At 42.8% G+C, this 18,366-nt stretch carries 19 protein-coding genes; 1 reads left to right on the top strand and 18 read right to left on the bottom strand.

Annotated features, from left to right (window positions below; genetic code table 11):
• Positions 1 to 15: 15 nt before the first annotated feature.
• From MKZ09_RS15620 to MKZ09_RS15550, 15 genes are all read right to left on the bottom strand, one after another.
• Positions 16 to 567, bottom strand: a complete 552-nt coding sequence (locus MKZ09_RS15620) for a phage tail domain-containing protein (RefSeq protein ID WP_076138795.1) — start codon at positions 565 to 567, stop codon at positions 16 to 18.
• Positions 568 to 5,772: a phage tail tape measure protein gene (locus tag MKZ09_RS15615; protein ID WP_179089659.1), complete on the bottom strand. Its 5,205-nt coding sequence runs from the start codon at positions 5,770 to 5,772 to the stop codon at positions 568 to 570.
• 374 nt (positions 5,773 to 6,146) lie between these two features.
• On the bottom strand, positions 6,147 to 6,479 hold the full coding sequence (locus MKZ09_RS15610) for a hypothetical protein (RefSeq protein WP_256719334.1): 333 nt from the start codon (positions 6,477 to 6,479) through the stop codon (positions 6,147 to 6,149).
• A gap of 70 nt (positions 6,480 to 6,549) precedes the next feature.
• Positions 6,550 to 7,332 carry a hypothetical protein gene (locus MKZ09_RS15605; RefSeq protein WP_076208604.1) on the bottom strand — a complete coding sequence of 261 codons (783 nt, stop codon included), beginning with the start codon at positions 7,330 to 7,332 and terminating at the stop codon, positions 6,550 to 6,552.
• Positions 7,333 to 7,374: 42 nt separating this feature from the next.
• Positions 7,375 to 7,563: a hypothetical protein gene (locus MKZ09_RS15600; protein ID WP_076208605.1), complete on the bottom strand. Its 189-nt coding sequence runs from the start codon at positions 7,561 to 7,563 to the stop codon at positions 7,375 to 7,377.
• Positions 7,564 to 7,636: 73 nt separating this feature from the next.
• Positions 7,637 to 8,071 carry a hypothetical protein gene (locus MKZ09_RS15595; RefSeq protein WP_076208606.1) on the bottom strand — a complete coding sequence of 145 codons (435 nt, stop codon included), beginning with the start codon at positions 8,069 to 8,071 and terminating at the stop codon, positions 7,637 to 7,639.
• Entirely contained in the window at positions 8,068 to 8,646 is a 579-nt protein-coding gene (locus tag MKZ09_RS15590; RefSeq protein WP_076208607.1) for a hypothetical protein, read from the bottom strand. Before MKZ09_RS15590 ends, MKZ09_RS15595 begins: the two co-directional genes overlap by 4 nt.
• Positions 8,643 to 9,212, bottom strand: coding sequence for a hypothetical protein (locus MKZ09_RS15585; RefSeq protein ID WP_076208608.1), 570 nt, complete (start codon positions 9,210 to 9,212; stop codon positions 8,643 to 8,645). The genes MKZ09_RS15590 and MKZ09_RS15585 overlap by 4 nt, the downstream gene beginning before the upstream one ends.
• Entirely contained in the window at positions 9,212 to 9,646 is a 435-nt protein-coding gene (locus MKZ09_RS15580) for a hypothetical protein (protein ID WP_076208609.1), read from the bottom strand. The genes MKZ09_RS15585 and MKZ09_RS15580 overlap by 1 nt, the downstream gene beginning before the upstream one ends.
• Positions 9,636 to 10,025, bottom strand: a complete 390-nt coding sequence (locus MKZ09_RS15575; RefSeq protein ID WP_076208610.1) for a hypothetical protein — start codon at positions 10,023 to 10,025, stop codon at positions 9,636 to 9,638. Before MKZ09_RS15575 ends, MKZ09_RS15580 begins: the two co-directional genes overlap by 11 nt.
• Positions 10,026 to 10,039: 14 nt before the next feature.
• On the bottom strand, positions 10,040 to 11,053 hold the full coding sequence (locus tag MKZ09_RS15570; RefSeq protein ID WP_076208611.1) for a major capsid protein: 1,014 nt from the start codon (positions 11,051 to 11,053) through the stop codon (positions 10,040 to 10,042).
• A gap of 15 nt (positions 11,054 to 11,068) precedes the next feature.
• Positions 11,069 to 11,437, bottom strand: coding sequence for a head decoration protein (locus MKZ09_RS15565; protein ID WP_076208612.1), 369 nt, complete (start codon positions 11,435 to 11,437; stop codon positions 11,069 to 11,071).
• Position 11,438: 1 nt separating this feature from the next.
• Positions 11,439 to 12,728 (bottom strand): hypothetical protein, encoded by a 1,290-nt coding sequence (locus MKZ09_RS15560; RefSeq protein WP_076208613.1) that lies wholly within the window; start codon positions 12,726 to 12,728, stop codon positions 11,439 to 11,441.
• A 75-nt stretch (positions 12,729 to 12,803) separates the two neighbouring features.
• Entirely contained in the window at positions 12,804 to 13,016 is a 213-nt protein-coding gene (locus MKZ09_RS15555; RefSeq protein ID WP_076208614.1) for a hypothetical protein, read from the bottom strand.
• Positions 13,017 to 13,021: 5 nt separating this feature from the next.
• Positions 13,022 to 14,482: a hypothetical protein gene (locus tag MKZ09_RS15550; RefSeq protein WP_076208615.1), complete on the bottom strand. Its 1,461-nt coding sequence runs from the start codon at positions 14,480 to 14,482 to the stop codon at positions 13,022 to 13,024.
• 102 nt (positions 14,483 to 14,584) lie between these two features.
• On the opposite strand from MKZ09_RS15550, the gene MKZ09_RS15545 reads away from it, so the two are divergent.
• Positions 14,585 to 14,821, top strand: coding sequence for a DUF2188 domain-containing protein (locus MKZ09_RS15545; RefSeq protein ID WP_076208616.1), 237 nt, complete (start codon positions 14,585 to 14,587; stop codon positions 14,819 to 14,821).
• A gap of 151 nt (positions 14,822 to 14,972) precedes the next feature.
• Here the strand turns inward: MKZ09_RS15545 and MKZ09_RS15540 are convergent, their stop codons facing one another.
• The 3 genes from MKZ09_RS15540 to MKZ09_RS15530 form a co-directional block, all read right to left on the bottom strand.
• Positions 14,973 to 15,887, bottom strand: coding sequence for an AbiTii domain-containing protein (locus MKZ09_RS15540; RefSeq protein ID WP_076208617.1), 915 nt, complete (start codon positions 15,885 to 15,887; stop codon positions 14,973 to 14,975).
• A 173-nt stretch (positions 15,888 to 16,060) separates the two neighbouring features.
• On the bottom strand, positions 16,061 to 16,492 hold the full coding sequence (locus tag MKZ09_RS15535; protein ID WP_076208618.1) for a hypothetical protein: 432 nt from the start codon (positions 16,490 to 16,492) through the stop codon (positions 16,061 to 16,063).
• A 61-nt stretch (positions 16,493 to 16,553) separates the two neighbouring features.
• Entirely contained in the window at positions 16,554 to 18,365 is a 1,812-nt protein-coding gene (locus MKZ09_RS15530) for a terminase large subunit domain-containing protein (protein ID WP_076208619.1), read from the bottom strand.
• Position 18,366: the final 1 nt, after the last annotated feature.

Genomic DNA, 18,366 nt, shown 5'->3' with positions numbered 1-18,366 from the left:
CATTTTTCTCAGCTCCTATAGTTCGTATTCGTTAATGATTTTAAAACCCTGAATAGTATTTAATCCGGTATTGGTCAGAACGATCAATGGTGTGGCCCTTTCGTCACCATCAGAAACAATTTTTAGTGTCTGCGGAGATTGTGTAATGGTTGTCTCATAAACTTTTTCATCTGATTCTGGAAAAGGGTTCTCAGACATGGTGATGGGAATCGTTAATTCTCCATCAAAGATAATCTTCTGGATATCCATTGTTCCTGCATATCGTCCGATATATCGCTTCCCTGGTCTATCCGAAAATGTAAATACAATATCTCCTTTTCGAATATTAAAAAGAGCCGCCACTTGGGCGACTCTGTTGTGATAATCTATAGTTGAATCATCAGCCATAACGATGCATTCGAGGTTAAATGTTCGTGGTCCATAGGTACTGCCAAAGTCTAACGCTCCATCTCGATCTGCTAGTTCTAGTGTATTATCTTTTGTTGGGGGTAAAACAGGAATGTTATGAGATTTCAAACCTAACCCAATAGATGATAGTGGAACACCGTCTGCTGTAGCTACAATCAATTATTTCACCCCTGTTCTGGATTGCGCTCTGCGAACAAAATTATCTCTTTCGTTCCAATACACGCGTGCTGTGGACGAATCTTCAATATAAGTATCCCCTGAGAATGTTACGCTGGTCGTACTTGTATGCTGCGGATTCGAAGACCCTGACGCTGCTGGCATTGAAAATTGAGGCAGTGAATAGTTTATTGAAGGCATTTTAAATTCTGGCATCTTAAAAAGATTGTCATGCTGCTGTTCAGTGTAAAATCTCTCACCAACCTTAGCCTTTACAATAACTTCTTGCCCTTTGAAATCACCTTTGACTACACCACCGGTATGGAATGATTGCAATTTCCCAGTATCCTTTGTTATTCCATACAATTTACGTAATTCTTCATTTCTTGCCGTTAGCTTAGCCGCCTCCGTTGTATTTCCTGACGACTGCGCAGCTGTCCAAGCATCCTTATTGGCGTTGTACTCAATTAAATCTAAATCCTTCTTAGATGTACCCACTACTGATAAAGAGGCTGTGGATCCGCTCACAGTAGGTGTTAGTGCAGTAATAGAGCTCATCTTTGATTGATAGTCAGCAATAAACTGATCCAACTGAGCTAATATCTCAGCATTCTTCTCGGATTCCTTCAGTACTTGGATGTTTTTCATCAATTCCGCTCGATTGGCAGTATCGGAAGAAAAGTCCTCAAGTGCTTGGAGCAACTCATCGTAATGTGTTTTAGTAGCTTCGATGTCCTTGTCATAGGCTTCCTTCTTAGCGTCCTTTTCATCTTGAAGGGCTTGCTTCTGCTCTTCCAGGCTTCTCTTAGCTAAGGTGCGCTCATGATCGAGTTGCAACTTTTCAATGTCTTTTTGAACCTGTTTCCGTTCTGCGATTCCATCCGGTCCTACGGCTGAGGCAAGCAAAGCTAATCTAGCTTGCTTTTCTGATAGTGCACTCTCGTAGTCTTGGTCTTCATTTAATTCCTGTTGCTTACTAAGTAAATCATCAATAGCTTGGATCTCAGCATCCTTCGCAGCAACATAAGCATCCCGTTCTTCCTCTATTGCTTTAATAGCTGCGTTTTTAGAGGCTTCGATGCTCGTTTTATAATTTTTCGCCAACGTCTCAACGGCCTTAGTTTCGTCTTCAATCAGCTTCTGACGTAGTGCATAGACTTGTTCGTCCGCTTCCATCCGTTGATCTGTACCAACACGATAAATAGCCTGAATTTTCAACCAGTCCTGCAATTCACTTTCGGTAGTAGTCTGACCCATAGCCTTTCTATGGTTCAAATCCTTTTGAAAGTCAGAATATTGTTGCTCAAGCAAGCTTTTCTTTTGCTCGTAAATCAGCTTTTCTAACGCAAAGCTCTGCTCGGCAGTTCGATTTTTATCTTTTGCCATGCGTTCATAGGCTTGTAGTTCCATGGTGATGATATTAATCTTACTTTTTCCAGCCATCTCCATCTTAGTGGCTTCTTTATCAATCCATGTCTGGGAATTTTGGTAACGAAGCTCATTATATTTCACCGCCAGATCAAATACTTGTTTTTGAGCTTCCGCTTTCTGTTCTGTAGTTAAATAAGACTTCGACAACTCTTTATTATAAAAATTAAGTGATGTCTTCACCATTTCGATTTCTTGGAGATTTGCCTGTCTCATTTTTTCGATTTTTTTCTCAAGAATCGAAACATCTTCGTTGTACCTACTATCATTAAGTGCCTGAATGTCTCTAGTCCATTCTTTTAAGGCATCTTTATCTTCGGCGAGGTATTGCTTATGACGATTCTTAAGCCGCTCGTAACCAGAAATCTGTTGTTCTATGGACCAACCTTGCCGTTCTGCTACATACTGGAAGTTATCCATTTCCTCATCATATGCTTCCTTGCGTGCAGCAGCCGCTTCTTTTGCTGCCTTTTCTGCCTTTTCTGCATTTGATGATTTTGATTTATCCTTACTGCCACTTTTATCTTTAGAATTTTTACTAGAAGATACACCAAAGGATGGATCTTGATACATACTGCTAAGTGCAGCTATCTTATCATCGTAAACTTTAGCCGCTGTATCGTAATCATCAATAATGCTCTGAATTTCCGCTTCTGCTGCTGCTTGAGCAATACCCGCTTCTCTAAACTGTGATTTAAAGTATTTGAGATCGTCTCCAGTTTGAGTAACGTTATCTCCTGTGATAGCCTTACTACCATTTAACTGAGCCTTTAGCTGTGCCAAGCTCTTAATAGCATCTGCTTCAATTTGATAAGCAGATAATCTTTCGTCGGTAGCTACTTTTGTATTAAATGCTGACGATTTCTCAGAATTTAAGTCATCAATAGCTTTCTGGATTTTCATTTTCCGTAGATTGTTAACCGCATCCGTCTCAAATGACCATCCATCTGCAGTTTTATAAATCGCTGATGCAAGTTCAGGATATTTGTTAATTAGATCTGTAGCGTTTGAAGCATTTAAGGACTGACCTTTTGCCAGTTCATCTAGTACTCCGTTTAGTTCCGAAACCGTTTGACTATTTCCTTTGACTGTTGATGCCCATTCTTCTTGCGCTTTTATGAGGGCTTTAACTTCATCAGATAGTTCTTCTGTTGATGAGGAGGCAGAGTCCGTTGAATCTGAGTAACTCTCCATTGAATCCGCTGAATCTGCTGCAGCTGTGGCCAATCTACTATTCGCTGCTACACTTGCCTCTGTGACACCATTAAGGGCATCAATAGCTGATTTACTTGCATGGATTTTTTGCTCTTCTTGGGACAGTTCTGTTCCCAAAGAAATCATCTCATTGCCCCACATTTCCCGTAGGGTTTGCACTGTTTTTCCTAATACCTTATCAACTAAACTCAGGTCGCTCTCTGAAGCGTTTTTAATAGCGAGGTCAGTATAGGCAATCTCCTGCTCTAACTCTGCTTTTCGCTTCGTGGCAGCATCCAGATTCGCTTGTTCGACGATTTTGATACTCTCAGAATATCGCGTCTTCCATTCTTCAATTTTTAGAATATCCAGCTCTTTCGCATTACCAAGTTCATCCCATTGTGATACAAGACCAGGCATCGTGGCACTGAGTCGATCCATTACATTCGCCAGTTCTGATTTCGCAGCAGAAACTTCTTTGTCAGATTTAGTGTTATCGTCAACGATAGATTTCAGTTCGTCGTATCTAGCAACTAATTCAGCTGTTTTTCGATTCTGTTGCAGAGTCTCATCACTCACTTGACTTTGTGTACCTTTATAATAAGCCCATGCTGTTGTAGCAGCACCTATGACAACTGCAAGTCCTGCTAAAGCAGCACCTATTGGCGTGGCAATAAAAGCCTTTTGTGATACGTTAGCTGCATCGGTTGCAACCTTCATCCCAAGCATCCCTTTAGCCGCGGCAGCGACTCCTGTAACCAAAGAAACCAGAGTTTGTCCAGTCAGAATCCTGGCTCCCGTGTTTAAAACCGTAATCGCTCCACCTAACAAAAGAATCGATGTGACAGTATTTTTGATGGGCCCTGGTAGATGGTTAAACCCATCTAGTAAGATAGTGGCTTGGCCTACAATTAACTTTAATCCCCCAAGTAACCCGCTATCACCAATAGATATAATCAACTCATCCCAAGAAGCGCGTAATTGCTCAGATTGCTTTGTCAGTGTAGTCATTGTGAGGTTGTTTTCTCTTTGTGCTGATCCAAATGATTCCTCTGATACTTTAGCTACATCCATAACCTTACTATAGTTATTCATCAGAGCGATAAATCTAGACGCTTGATCCCCCCGAGCGATGGCTTGTGTAATCTCGCTACGTTCAACATCTGAGAGGTTATCCCACTGAGCTGCAATCTTACTAAGTAATTCTGGGAACTTCATCATATCGCCATTAGCTTGTCTCATCACTCCAACATACTTTTCTAGCTTGTCTACTGCTATAGGTCTACTGGAGAAGCTAATAAAGGATTTTATAGCATTACCAGCTACAGAACCAGAAAAACCAGCTTGATTCAGTGTAGTCAAATATCCGATAAGTTCGTCAATGTCCACTCCAGCGTTTTTAGCTGTAGCACCCACTCGGTTTATACCTTCTAAGAGCTTCTTAGATGTTGTTGGAAAGTTGTTGGAAACTTCATTGAGTTTATCAAGCAACTTTTCGGAGTCTTCAGCAGCCATCCCGTAGTTGAGAATTGCTCCTGTCATTAATTCTTGAGCCTGGGATGCACTTTGGAAGGATTGTTCAACGTTTTTAGCCATAAGTGCTGTTCTGGCCAGTTGTTCAGTTTGCTTCTCGTCAAAACCGTTCTGAGCGATGAGTGTATAAACACTCGCGACTTCTCGAAGTGCATACCCATATTCCTTGGCGCTGGATATCATGGAATCTTTGACATATCCAACGTCCGCGGATTCGCCCATGACCCGCTGCACGTTAACTAGTTCATATTCAAAGTCTTTGAGGAGACTGATTGCCTCAGTGGCTCCTCTCGTAAAGGCATAGTACAAAGTTCCTGTCATAGCAAACTGTGCGGCTGTACTCGTAATTCCGTTGATCTGAGTCTGTGTCTGAGTCAACGAACGGCGAATACGCTGTTCTTCTTGTAATGCCTTTTCGCGAACCTGTGTTTCTTTACGTTCTCTAGCCTGCAATGCATTCAACCAAAACTTCTCGTAGTTCGCTGCATATTTCTGAGATTGTTGACTTTCTCTCTCAGCTAATTGAGCTATTTTTTGCCGGATCGCTTGTTCCTGCATTAATACACGTTCTCGTGTACTATCTGTTCCTGTAGATGACGAACTTCCTGTTGTTAATTTGAGAGCACTAGCGGTGGCTTTATTCTGTAATGTTTCCATCCGTTTTTGATGTTCTCGCTCTTGTTGCTCAATAGCATCATATCTTTTTCTAATGATAGCTTCTTGTGCAGCCATTTTAGCATCAACTAATTTATTAGCTTGTTCCATCTGGATCTTCTTTGTCTGTATCAGCTCGGTTTGAGCTGTTCGTTGTTTAACAAGAGCTTCCGACTCAGCCATGATCTTCTTTCGCCGTTCCTCAGAAGTGAGGGCAAGTTTATTAGAAGCCGTTGCTAACGCTGTATAGTTTTTAGTGGTTACCGTAATTTCCTGATTTAGCACTTTAAAGGTTTCTGCGTTCCCTTTTACGCCTTGGTCAATCGCCTTAAATGCTGGGATCATTTTAGATGTATCTAAACTTATTCGAGCACCAACTACATCTTTGTTGTCTGCCATTGCCATCACCCCTTGATTGTTAAGGAAAATTTTCCTTTGCTACTGACACGTCTACATACAGAAAAAGAGGTCCCCGGCATCATGCGGAGACCTCTTTTTATTTTGGAAAGATACCTAAATCAGATAAATACTTTGCTTTCTTCGGCTTTTTGGTGATTTCTCCACCGTGAAGAGCAATTTGGAACTCTTGATTCCTCTTTCTAATTCTTTTGAGAGCGTATATTTTAGGGAAAGTCATGTTTTCCCATTCGCTATCTGGAATGCCTAGAGTTACACATAAGGCCCATGCATCAAGTAGTGTTTGTTCTCTTCCCTCTTCCGTCCCTTCGCTCTCGCTTTCTTCCTCAGCGTCCGGATCAGGAGGGAACGATTCCTCATAGAAATCGGGTAATGAGTTTTTCCAACTCCTCGATACCTTCGAAATCTACCTGATCATATTCTTCATCTGGCAGACTGCCTTCAAGAATAAGATTGAAAGATTCGCGATAGGCAGCTTCCATCTTCGGCCAGTCCACAGCTTCTCCTAGATCGGTTTCGACCCATGGTTCCCGGCCAATAGATACAGAAAATTGATAAGGTATGTTCTTCATAATTTTCCGAACCTGTCGTATAGTTCCAATAGTTCCAATTTTCACATTCTTAACAAGTCCTTCAGCCAGTCTGACTTCTGAACCTATATTTAATGTTTCATCGATTTGCTTTTGCACTGTTATTCCTCCTCAAAATAGATAATCCCCCGCTATAACAGCGAGGGACCGTCATTGTTAATTGTTGCTTCTAGTCTACGAAGATAATCGTTGCTGCAATACCTTCTGGATTATCTGGAGTGACATCTGGTTCCAAAACCTCCAGATTAAGAGTGCTTGTGCTAGGAGTCTTACGGGCAGCTCCAACATTCAGCGTACCGCCGCCTACAGCTTTGTATACCGTCAACTGCACCTGCACCGGTTGACCTGTTCGGTCATTTATCAATTCAAAACGGTGAACAAACTTAAATGGTTTAGGACGCCGTGTTCCTTTGAAGTTGCTGGATGTTCCTTGTTTGGACCATTTATAGGTCACAATCACATTTTTGTTCAAATTCCCTGTTGCAGATGTAATAACACCGTCCGCCGAAATTGCATATTGCTCAATGGTTGGTGTTGAAGCCACTCTTTCAAGCTTACTTAGCGTTCCATCTACCGCTTTAAGATAGACCTCGTCGCTATCCTTAACAAACGTACCACCAAAAGCTTCAATTCCTTCGATGGCATATCCAGTAGCACCGAGAATGCCCTCTTCGTTCTCATCGATTTCAACAGGACCTGTTTTTGTCTCTGCCCCTTGAGAAATCTCAGCAATTACAGCAGAATAACGCGGCAGCTCAATCGTGAGCACATCTTGCAAATCTTGTGCGGTCAAGTGAAATGCATAGCCGGACTGTCCACCAAATACCTTCGTCCAAGAGAACTGCGGTGCGAACATCACGCTGTTAATTTTTTCATCAATGTATCTTAGAGTCCCATCGTAATCTCTCATCCATATCTTACCGACTCCATCAAATACTAATGGTTCCTTCATTCGTGTATCCCTCCTTGGGTAATAAAAAAGGAACTGATCAGTTTATTTGATCAGTTCCCATAGTTTTAAATCAATTTCTTGAATTCGTTTGTAATCGTTCGTTTCTTTATATCCTTCAATCGGTTGCGTACCTCGCTCCATTAGTCCGAGCTTTTTAGCCAGCTTAACTTTTTCTTTCACAAGTTCCTCAAGCTCTGTCGGCTCTTTCTTAAGTTCGGGTTTCTCTGTCACCGTATCACCCCTTTTCCTTATTTCTATATTACTTCAATTACACTTTACAATCACGTTCATGCTTTATCCCTGCTTAATTAATACGGATATAGTCGATATCGTATATACCTTTATAACCCTTAACACCACTGATTCCTGTTGCAAAGTCGCCATCGTAGGCTAACACGCACAAAAATGAATGAAACTTAGGTTGAACAATCCGCCTATCATGCAAAAGTTCAAATGACCGCTCGAATAATAGCTTCGCCTCATAGCCAGTCTTACCGTAAAAGTCGATACAAAACTTACCTTGAAATACGAGTGGGTTTCGTCCGTATTGCCCCGGCATAATGTACTGGCAGATATGCGGTAAGGTTTCCTTTGTCACTACTATTTCAGGCTCTACACCTTTTGTGAAGCGAGTTGACATCTGTTCGCCATTAGCAGTTGGCGTAAGCTTGAGCATAGTCATGAACGCCGTGTCAGCCTTATGCGTGTTCTGAATAGCATCAATCAGATGAAGGCTCATGTCTTATCCTCCAAAAAGTACTTGTGGTATGGAAAGTTTTCAATTACCTCCGCAATCCCTTGTAGGATTCGGTTGCGGTTGGATTGTAATGCGATCCGTAGAAAATAGGTCGGTGGTGTTGGCTTAAACTTCGGGTCAATATCTCCGCGTTCTGCTAGCTCCTCCAGATCCACTCCAGCGTAGCCACCGCCTGAGAAACGCATCGTACCATCAATGCTTTTGTAATTACCCTGTCCACGCCCTACAACCACCTTACTGCTGCGTGATCTTAGTCGATTCCACGCATCAGAATTCATGTAAGTAACTAAACCGGGGTTTTGTGAGGCATCCGCCATTAAAGATCCCTTACCAAACTGTTCAAGCCATGCCTGCCAGTAATCTGCTGTAATATCTCCTGAAATCATCTGATTAGCGAGTACGAACATTTCCATTTGAAGTTTATCTCTTACTGCTGGATAGTATCGTATACCACCTTTGGCAGTCAGTAGGACAATCTTTGTTAACCCGGTAATTTGGAGAGACAGCTTGTGTTCTAAATCCTTAGACGCCCTTGTAGCATCATATCCGGTGATCATCGCACACTGTCCGATAACTGCACATGCAGTAGATTGGGGTATTTAACTACATCAACGACATCCACCTGATAAGCCTTGCCGTGGAGAATAACCTGATCTGGATGGATGGCGTCTTGAGGGTCTTTTATATCAACCGTTGTTTGTAATTGCAACGTGTATGTTGTGGAGGGCAGTAAGCCTGGATCGTCCTGACGTAGCAGCGCCGTGACGTATTGAGCAAACGCAATCACATTTTCTGCAATAGGTCTGTACTCTTCATCACCGATTTGATTGTCATTCTCGTCATATTCTCCGGAGTAACGATTGACTGTTATCGCTGCATTAGTCTTGATCAATGAGCAATATCGATCTTTCTCCGTGGTCAAACGTAAGGTTTGAACTAAGAAGGTATCGCCGTTTTCAATTAGGTCTCCCGGCTTAATCGACGAGGTTGGAGCAAACACTCCGTTGTACATGTATTCCTTACCGACAATCGTTGTTGCTCGGGTATCCCTGGAAAGTATAACCACATCCGGTTCTCCATTCACTGTACAAGGCGAATGGCGGTGAGCAAATTGTTTGAACATTAACAACGCCGCCTTTCCTTGTATCGTGTTGGACCAGCAACACCGAATATTGGTGCATCTGCTCCATGTATTGCCGTGGATATCAGATCAATTAATGCATAAGCATCGTCAATCAATTGGATACCGAATGCACGCCAGTCCACAACTTGATTCTCAATAGAGAAATCGAAGTCTTTCTTGGACTTGGCAATTCTGGCCGTCATGGATGGAGCTAGCATAGCAGCGACCATGCTTACAGCCGCTGCATATACATAGTTCCTATCATCATCAATCAGTTCAGCATAATCCGGAACTGCTGTAATAACCTTCGCTTCAGCTATGGGTAAAACAGAAAGAGCGTCTATGTCAGCATCGGATAATACATCCTCACCGACTCCTAGACGCCCTCTTATTTCCTCATGATACGTTTCCGTAGTGAGGATCTTATTTGCCATCACCGTCACCACCAGCAGCGCTGATAGCCTCTTTAAGCTCATCAGCATCCATTTTGGTGTAACCAGGAATCTTCAATTCCTTAGCAGCAGCTTTAAGTTCTTTGAACTCTCCATCTGCTTGGATCATTGCAATTTGTTCTTGTAGCTCCGCTTCTCGTGCTTTAGATTCTTCAAGTTGGACCTGAAGCTCTAGTTCGCGTTTGGAAGGATTATCACTGACAATTTCATTGCTATTTACGAAAATAGCCAGCAATTCACCCGTTGCTGCGTTCCGAACTTGTCTCTTTACAATATCAACAAGACCTTCGGGGGCATCAGTTACGATGTCCCCAGCATTATATTCCCCTACAGCATCAACCAACACTTTTACGATTGTCATGGTATGCCCCTCCCTTACGCCACTGTAGCAAAGATATGCCAGTTGACGTATTTCAGACGCGGTAGAACCGTTGCGCCGTTGATCACTTGCCACTGGTCAGGGTCACCCTTAATCAGTTTTGCCAGTGCAAACTTACCGGGATGTCCAGTGAAGATGTCTTCATAGTTATTAGGGCTGGTTACAAGATCCATCATGGAACCCGTCATGCCTTGTCCGATGATAATGCAAGCATTGTCCGGGATGAATGGATAAAAATTACCTGATTCGTCAATATAACCGCCATCGTAGACTTCGTATTGAAGGCCGTTCAATTGTTGGCCGATAATATCTGACAGCAATCCTGCTGTCACTACTTCTTTACCATAAGTGAACTTGATCAACTCACGAATTTTAGCATTTGCCTTCAGATAAATATCGATTTGTTTGTTGACTACGATCTTTACTGGCCGCGCCCCACTGCCACGGAACTTGAGAACCCAAAGATCAATGTCAGCAAGTGGATCAGCTGTGGCCACATTGCTCCAGAGCACAGCTGCAGTCGGCTTGTTATTGGACGGTACTCCATAATTAATAGTTCGTGCTGGCATTGTTGCCGTCGCTGGCACTACAAGGCTCCCAGTGAGCGACTGCCACCGCATCCATTCGAAACGTGTTTCAAGACGTTGATTAAGATTGACCATTCGTTCAACCATATAATCTTCGCCCCACGTTTGTTCCAAGCTTGTCCCTGGCTTACGGAGAATCGCAATTTTTTCACGATCGATAATAGCTTTTTCGCGCCATTCCTGGTTAGTAAAGCTCATATGTTTCACAACAGGTGCCGCGTGAATAGGTGATGGATCGTTGAGCCCGGTTGGTGGTGTCATGCCAGTGTCGTCATACGTGATATCATATTCGATTGTTAAACCAAGTTCCGGCTTGAAATCAACGCCATTGGTCAGGATCTGAGCTCCTCGGAAACTATTGATATCTGTCCGGATGTTTTGAACGACTTCGGTTAGGAAGTATGGATCAAGTACGTTTGCCATTAATGTTGTTCCCCCTTATACAAAGTAGCAAAGTTTCAGCGCTGTTTTAGCCGCTGCATCAATGCCGGTCAATTTGGATGATACGAAAATCCCTGCAATCCAAGCAGAAGCGCCGATATCGGTTATCGTTGTGTCTTGATCATTATCCAAGATGCACACAGCCGCTTGAGATCCGTCTGTTGCAGAAGAAACATAGGGAATATACTTCCCCGTGGCCGTTACCTTGCCAAGCACAGTTCCCTTTTTAATCACTCCGTTGCCTTGAGCCAGCAGTACACCACCCGGAAGTTTTGCTTGGAGATCCGTGGAAGCAAGTACCTCAGTGAATTCCTGAGTATAAATCGTGCCTGGACCCGGAGCACCATTATATTGTGCTGGATTCATATTAATTGTCCTCCTTCAGCAGATTGCCTCTGCCAGTGTTTTTGAGGGCTGCAATTGCAGCTGTTTTAGCTGCTTCTTTCTCAGCTGCCTGAAGTTGCTCTGGTGTCTTTTGAGCCGCTGCTTGCGCATTGGCAGGTGGTGTTCCATTGGCTGCACCGGCAGGAAGATCAGGGTTATCACCTTCGGTATGTCGTCCACCACCGCCCAATGCTGCCTGAGCCTGCGCTTCATAGGTTGCATTGATCTTTTCGATTTCAGATACCGGCAAGTGAGACAGCATAGCTTTCATGGTTTCAGTATTAAATGCTTCGCCCAGCGCCCTGACACCAGCGCCACAGGCCTGTTCTGTTACTTTAACTTTGTACGCCGCGCCATCAGCAGCTTGAGCACTCAAAGCCGTCAGTTTCGCCGGGATATCAGCGTCATTTTCAACACCCAATGCTGCTCGGACTTGTCCGAGTACACCATTTGCAGCCGCAAGTGCAGTTGCTTGTGTTTGTGATGCTGCCAAAGCAGCTTTTTGTTCATCTGTCACAGTGTCATCTCCTTTGGCCTGTGTTTCAGGCTCATTGTTTTTTTCTTGCTTGATTACAAATCCATCAAGCCCAGATTTTCCGCTAAAAGAATAAAAGACGCGTCCGCCACTTGGTAGTGACTTCGCATCTTCAGATAAAGATTCCCATTTGACACTTGATTGAGTTTCTGAGGTATTACTCATCCCTACTACTCCAGCACCAGGATAAGCTCCGTCAAAGACGAGTGAATTCTCCATGAGATCTCCGTCATTGATATCAACGGTACAAAGTTTAGTATCATACTCTCTACCACGAATGTGAGGACAATTCCCACCGAAATACTCCTGACCACAGATCGAACACGTCTGGCTGCTTACCGTGAAGCCAATTGAAGTATCAAAGATAGTTCCGGCATCAATACCATCTGCTATTTGGTCAATCTTGATATCTCCGACTTCTTGGCCGAGTTTCATGTAATGATCTGCGTACAGCGCCAGTTCATCCCCATCCGTCTGCAATCGACTTTCAAAGGTTCTTCCTATTGGAACTGTTAGAATACCAAGGTTAGCCCATGAGTGATCCAACAATAGTGATACGCCTGCTTTAGCTTGGACTGCCATTTTCCGCAAAAAGTTAGGAGTAAGGCGATAAAAACGATTAGGGATCATTTGATCACCTACAAGTTTTGCGGGAAAGACATAAGTTTCATCTTCCGTGAGTGGAACACGGGCAAGTTGATTGATTAATGCTAATTGCTCAGTTGTCGGTTTAGCCATTTACTAATTCTCACCTCCCTCTCGTAATGAACAATTAGATATTAGATCACCTCCGCGCTCATTAGCGCATCAGAATTATACTCTTTGTGGCCAATCCCATTTACCTCCATCTTGTCCTTGAACAACGTTTTGGTTGAAGAACATTCCCGTTGGATTAAGCACACACAAATCAACGCACGTTGCGTTATGAACCTGAGTAATGATCGCCGCTCTTGGTTCGCTTTTGTACTCACCACCTGGCGTACCATAACTAAAATAGTGAACCATACGTCCTACTGTTGGTTGCATATTGGTTATTCACCTCCATTCGGCGGAATCTGTTGATTCGGATCAGGCTTATACTTCTTTTCAAGGTCAGCAATCAGTTCAGGTGGAATTTTAGGATTAAGACCCATTATCCAACGAGCTTCCGTTGCTGCCTCTATAGTGGTGATGTAACGCTCTTTTTCAGCCAGCACGTAGTTATTAAGCTTCGCTCTCAGATCTCGCTCTCGCTCCATATCAGAACGCAAATCAATTGGAGCATAATCAGCTTCAACCTGTGTTTGCACTCCACGCACTCTTACTGCCATAGAAAAAGCCCGCTTCCAGAAACGTTTAGTTACGCTCCGGGCGGACTCTACAGACTTGATATATATTTGGGTATCCACTGAGCTGTATGTCTCTGTGGAACCTTGATGCCGGGATAACAGGGTGAGCAGCGTTTTAAGGCCTGTTGCCATTTGGGTATCAATGATGTCTATTAACTTCTTAATGTCGATCATCGGACCACTGTTTCCGCCCTTGAGGTATTCAATCTTTACACTATCCCAGTGGACTAAGGCGTCATCTGGATTGAGTGAGTTGAAATGGGTAAGCATCTCGTCCATTCGTTCCTTAAGCCACGCCTGTTGCGCTTTTGGGTCGTTCTTGATGCTTGAAGGTATATTCTTCAACATGATTTCCTCAAGCATTGAAATATCCAAGCGTGGATATCCTTGATTGTGAACGACTGCCTTGAGGTCTTGTAGTACCTGAAGGTGGAAGAATACAACTTGCAGTACCGGCAGGAATGGTGTTCGGCCATATGGATCATCAACCATTGGATCAAACTCTTCATAAATGAATGTCGGAGTATCGATCTTCTTGTACTGTCCAAACCATTCTTCACCGGTCTGCCTGCTGCCCGGGTTCTTGACGTATTGCCACGGTACCAGTCTGTTCGTGACCGGCTCCCTGCGGAACCAGATCAGTGCCGGATCAACCGGAACAATATCAATGACATCATTACATCGTTCATTCAGGACAACTTCGCCGGCACACGCCCCACGAACCATGATCATCATGCGTTGAATAGTGTCTAGCTTATCCAGGGACCGTCCGTGCTGGTAGCCAGGTGACGGCAATGGCGTTTCAAGCATTTCCTTAATTTCATCCAACGCCCTTTGTCCGGTCTTATCGTCGCTCCCCGACTTCTTCTTAGCTGTGAAGGTTAGCTCAGTGTCACCCATTCTGAGATAGGTGTATAACGCATGCGAAATGTCCGGGTGAACAGAGATAAGCAGCTCAAGCAGTTCTTCTGCTGTATGATTCTGTAATTTGGTCAAATCGATGTTATGGACGTTCTGGTACTTCTTCGGTAACCAGTTGAAGATACCCCAATTGTTTGAGTTACTGGTTACTGTTGATCTGCCTACACCCATCATCTGACGCTTTACGGATGCCGGAAGAACTGAATTTGCAAATGAATATATGACTTTATGATACCATTTCAAGTTTTCACCTCCTATAAATATATGAATTTAATTCAATTTATTGGAACAATAGATTTTGTTCATCGTATTACTGTTTATTCCAAATGAAAGAAGGTAAACAAAATGACAAAAGACAAGAAACCTCCAGTCCACACTGTACCCAATCCCGAAGGAGGTTGGGACAATAAGCAAGGTGGTAAGACTGTAAGCCACGGTGATACAAAGGCGGAAACAGAAAAGGCTGGTCGAGATAAAGCCAAGAAAGATTCTACTGAACACCGTATCCATAACAGAGATGGTAAAATTGCCAAATCTAATAGTTATGGTAACGACCCCAATCCGCCAAAGGATAAAAAATGAATCATTAAGCCGTCTACGATATTGTAGGCAGTTTTTATTTAGAGAAGCAAAAATAGAAGGCAGGAAAAGTTTCCTGACCTTCTGTATTCGTTCATACTTCTATGGATTAATAATATCATTGGTTTTATTCGGTGTTACTACGGAAATCACACTACAAGAGCGTAGCAAGAAAGGCTGTGATTTTCCCTTGTAATACAGAAGCCAGTAAACTTCCAGTTACACCTTCCGCTATGTTTCTGATAGACTTAAGCGCTTCTTTAATAATTCCTTGTTTTGGTTTTGGTGATTTAGCTTGTGATTCAAGAACTTCAATGTCAGATGCTAATTCATCTTTAATGGCTTGATCTTTTATTTCTTCAAGAAGTTTTTTTACATCTTCAATCACAGTCCCGAGTTCCAGTTGAATGACCTCTGACTGTATTACTTGTGACTGAGTCGATTCAATTGCCTTTTGTTGAAGTTGAGAATTAGTCATACTACCAATATTGTTAATAATAGTGTCGCCTGCTTTTGCTGCTCTATCTTTTTCTTCACTGTTGAACGTCATTCCTTCGCCCATTACCCCTGCCCCCTCAAGATCTAAAGTCCATTCTAAAATAATATTACGAACCTTATCTATTATTTTTTGAAATTGTGCAGTGGTCACATGGAGTGAAAATTGCAATTCTACCCCAGTTAATCTCATTAACTCAGACTGTATTTGAGGCGGATAATTAAAAAGTAGTACTTGGCTTTTTTTGCTATTTGCCATATTTACTTGGTCTTCGATTTCTGTGATAGGTATATCCAGCACTCTTTGTGTTATCAGTTCGTTGATTGACTGATTAAATACAGTTGGAATATACCCACTATAAGGATTGAAACCTTTAACCTCTCCGTAAACTTTTCGGTATTCTGGTACCGCAACACCTTCTTGATAATATCCATTTAGTTCAAGAGTAGCCCACTTATCTAACTCAGTTACTTGTAACTTTTTCGCAAGTGTGTAAGCTTTCCTCAATAAGATTGAAACTGATGTTTTTTGTTCATACGCTTCACGCTGTAATTCCAGCACCATTGACGACATCAATCTTCCTCCCACAAATGTGTTTTCTTTAATTCCTCTTTATTGTAACACCTCCAATACTAGGAAGCATCAGATTCCGGATTTAGTTTTTGGATACAAAAACAGAAAGTGAATATAAAAATCACCTTCTGTCCTTTTTGTTTTTTTGTCTTCTTCGTGTTTCCTCACGAGCCCTATATGCTGAGGATATCATCTAACTTTTTACTAAGAGCCATTTTTGCCATTCGATCTTTAAAAACTCCAAGTCCATAGACTTCCTGTAAATCATCAGTAACAATAGCTACATGCAAGAACTTAGAAGTACTGGCTATGGCTTTAAATGCTGGAATAGTGACTTCCCCTAAAGGAATTAGTATATTAAGTATCTTGTCTTGAGTTAAACCTCGCAATTCGACACCAATAATATTATGTTTCCCTTCGACATGAAACGCCATTGAACCTAAAGAATCACTTTCTCGTATGCTACTTCTAAATTCCTCGAAAAAAGTACGTTTTTGTTTTACAACGACCATTAATTGTTCTGCGTCAGCATCATATAATACCTTGCTGTTGCCTGTTTCAATGTCAACTGCTTGTTCTTTAAAGAAGTCCTCGTAAGTTTGCATATAATTCTCCTTTATTAGTGATTTTAGGATTATATCAAATAGTAAGTTTTCCCACTATGTGTTATGTCCTTTTTAAAGTTATGGCTCCTATGCTCGGGATCATAACATGTTTATTACTTGGTGGACGGCGTAATCTCATTTGATGGGCTATACCGTAGCCTAAGACTCTATCGTCCTTACAGCCTCCTAATGTCCCCTTGCCCATAGCTTGCGGCTTACCCGCTCTATTTCGGACAAATGTCTTCATTTCGCTGATTAGGTTAGCATCATTGATACGCCATACTCCCTCACGGATGCCTTCAATCATTGCATCCACTAGAATAGGGCGAGTAACTGTTGTTGTCGGCCATCCCGGTTTATTCTCATTCGTTCCAGCTTCAGCATTATAAGAATCGTGGTGGTACAGGTTCGGATAGAATGTCACGTTCAACAGCGTGTTAATGACACTGTGGCCCACGTTATTGGTTTCCACGCCAAGCAGCGCATCGCCATACATGCGGCCGACATAGTCCAATTGTTTTGCGTAGATATCCAGATCCATTTGTCCGTAGACTGCCGCAACATCCTCGCCGGTATCTGCATCTATTATATAGGCTGCTGAAGCATCGCCGCCTTCAAGACCTTCTGCAACGTCAGCTCCGATGCAATATTCTCTTTCAGGATCGAATTCGCTGAACATTTCGAATTCTCCGCGCTCGTCTTCAATGAACTTAACAGATGTCCAATCGTAACCTGTGCCTTCAATCGCTGGAGGAATAACAACAGAGTATTTGATTCCTTTTCTGGTATGCTTGGTCATCGCATCCAGTTTGTCTTGGTTAAATACTGTGCGACCTGTAACCAAGAACGCCTCTTCTGGTGTGGAAGGATACTCCTGACGAAACAGCTTCTCATCGCCTTCAAAGTCATTCCGGATTGTGTAGCGACGCCATTCTAATTGTTCATCATCGAGGCTGAACTTGGTTTTAAGCTTAATCTCTTCTTTTGTGAGAACGAAGTCAGCCGGTACCTTCATACGGTAATCTGGCATGTCAAACCATGGGAAGAACAGAGGGGTATAGTCGTTCTTCTCAGCTACTGCATTTTCCCACATCTCTTTATAAACTTCGATGCCATTAGCTGTAGATTCGATAATACCAACAGTGCGCGGTTCTTTTGACAACGCAGCAAACAGTGATGCCAGGTGTTTCTTTTTTCGATTCTCCGGCCAGAACGCCAACTCTGATATATGAAGGTAATGAATGGTCTCTGAACGGGCTAGAACGCGGTTCTCTGCTGACTGCACTGTAATCTTAGATTTAAGCCCCGGTTCCTTCTTACGATCAATGTCCTTCATTGCCGGGCTTTCAAACGTCAGGCGGCGGCTGTTATTCCGTTTCCGCATTGGTTTGATATGCTCGGGGATGTAGTCATAGTAAAGCCGGAACATGTCATAAAGGTTTTCCGATGCACTGGAGTCCTGGGCTACGATGAACGCGTTCTTAGCTTCTTGCAGCGAAGACAGATAGTAAATTATGGCTTCCGTGGTCGTGGAGAACCCCATCTGCCGCGCCTTCAAGATGATGATTCGCACCGGCTTGTTCATTTTAATCTGATCGAAGACAGTCTTTGCAAGCTTTTTCTGAGCTTCATTCATTGTGAGAGGTATAATTTCACCTTTCTTTGTCTTAATCCGTAGGAACTCAAAACAAAAGGCCTCAAAGTCGTCAAGGGAAACCTTGAGTTCTTTAAGGCCTGCTGGGTTATCTCTATATTCTGCTGACATCTTACGCTTCAGTTCTCCAGCTAGATCAATGTACATTAGGTCAGATACTTTTGCATCTCCAATAGATTCAGCTGCTTTACGGATCTGTTCATGCAGTTTAGCCAGCACA

This window comes from Paenibacillus sp. FSL R5-0908 (genome assembly GCF_038006245.1).
In the GTDB taxonomy this organism is placed as follows: Bacteria; Bacillota; Bacilli; order Paenibacillales; family Paenibacillaceae; genus Paenibacillus_AQ; species Paenibacillus_AQ odorifer.
Note: the sequence above shows the minus strand (reverse complement) of the source record. Positions and strands in the feature narration are given on the sequence as shown.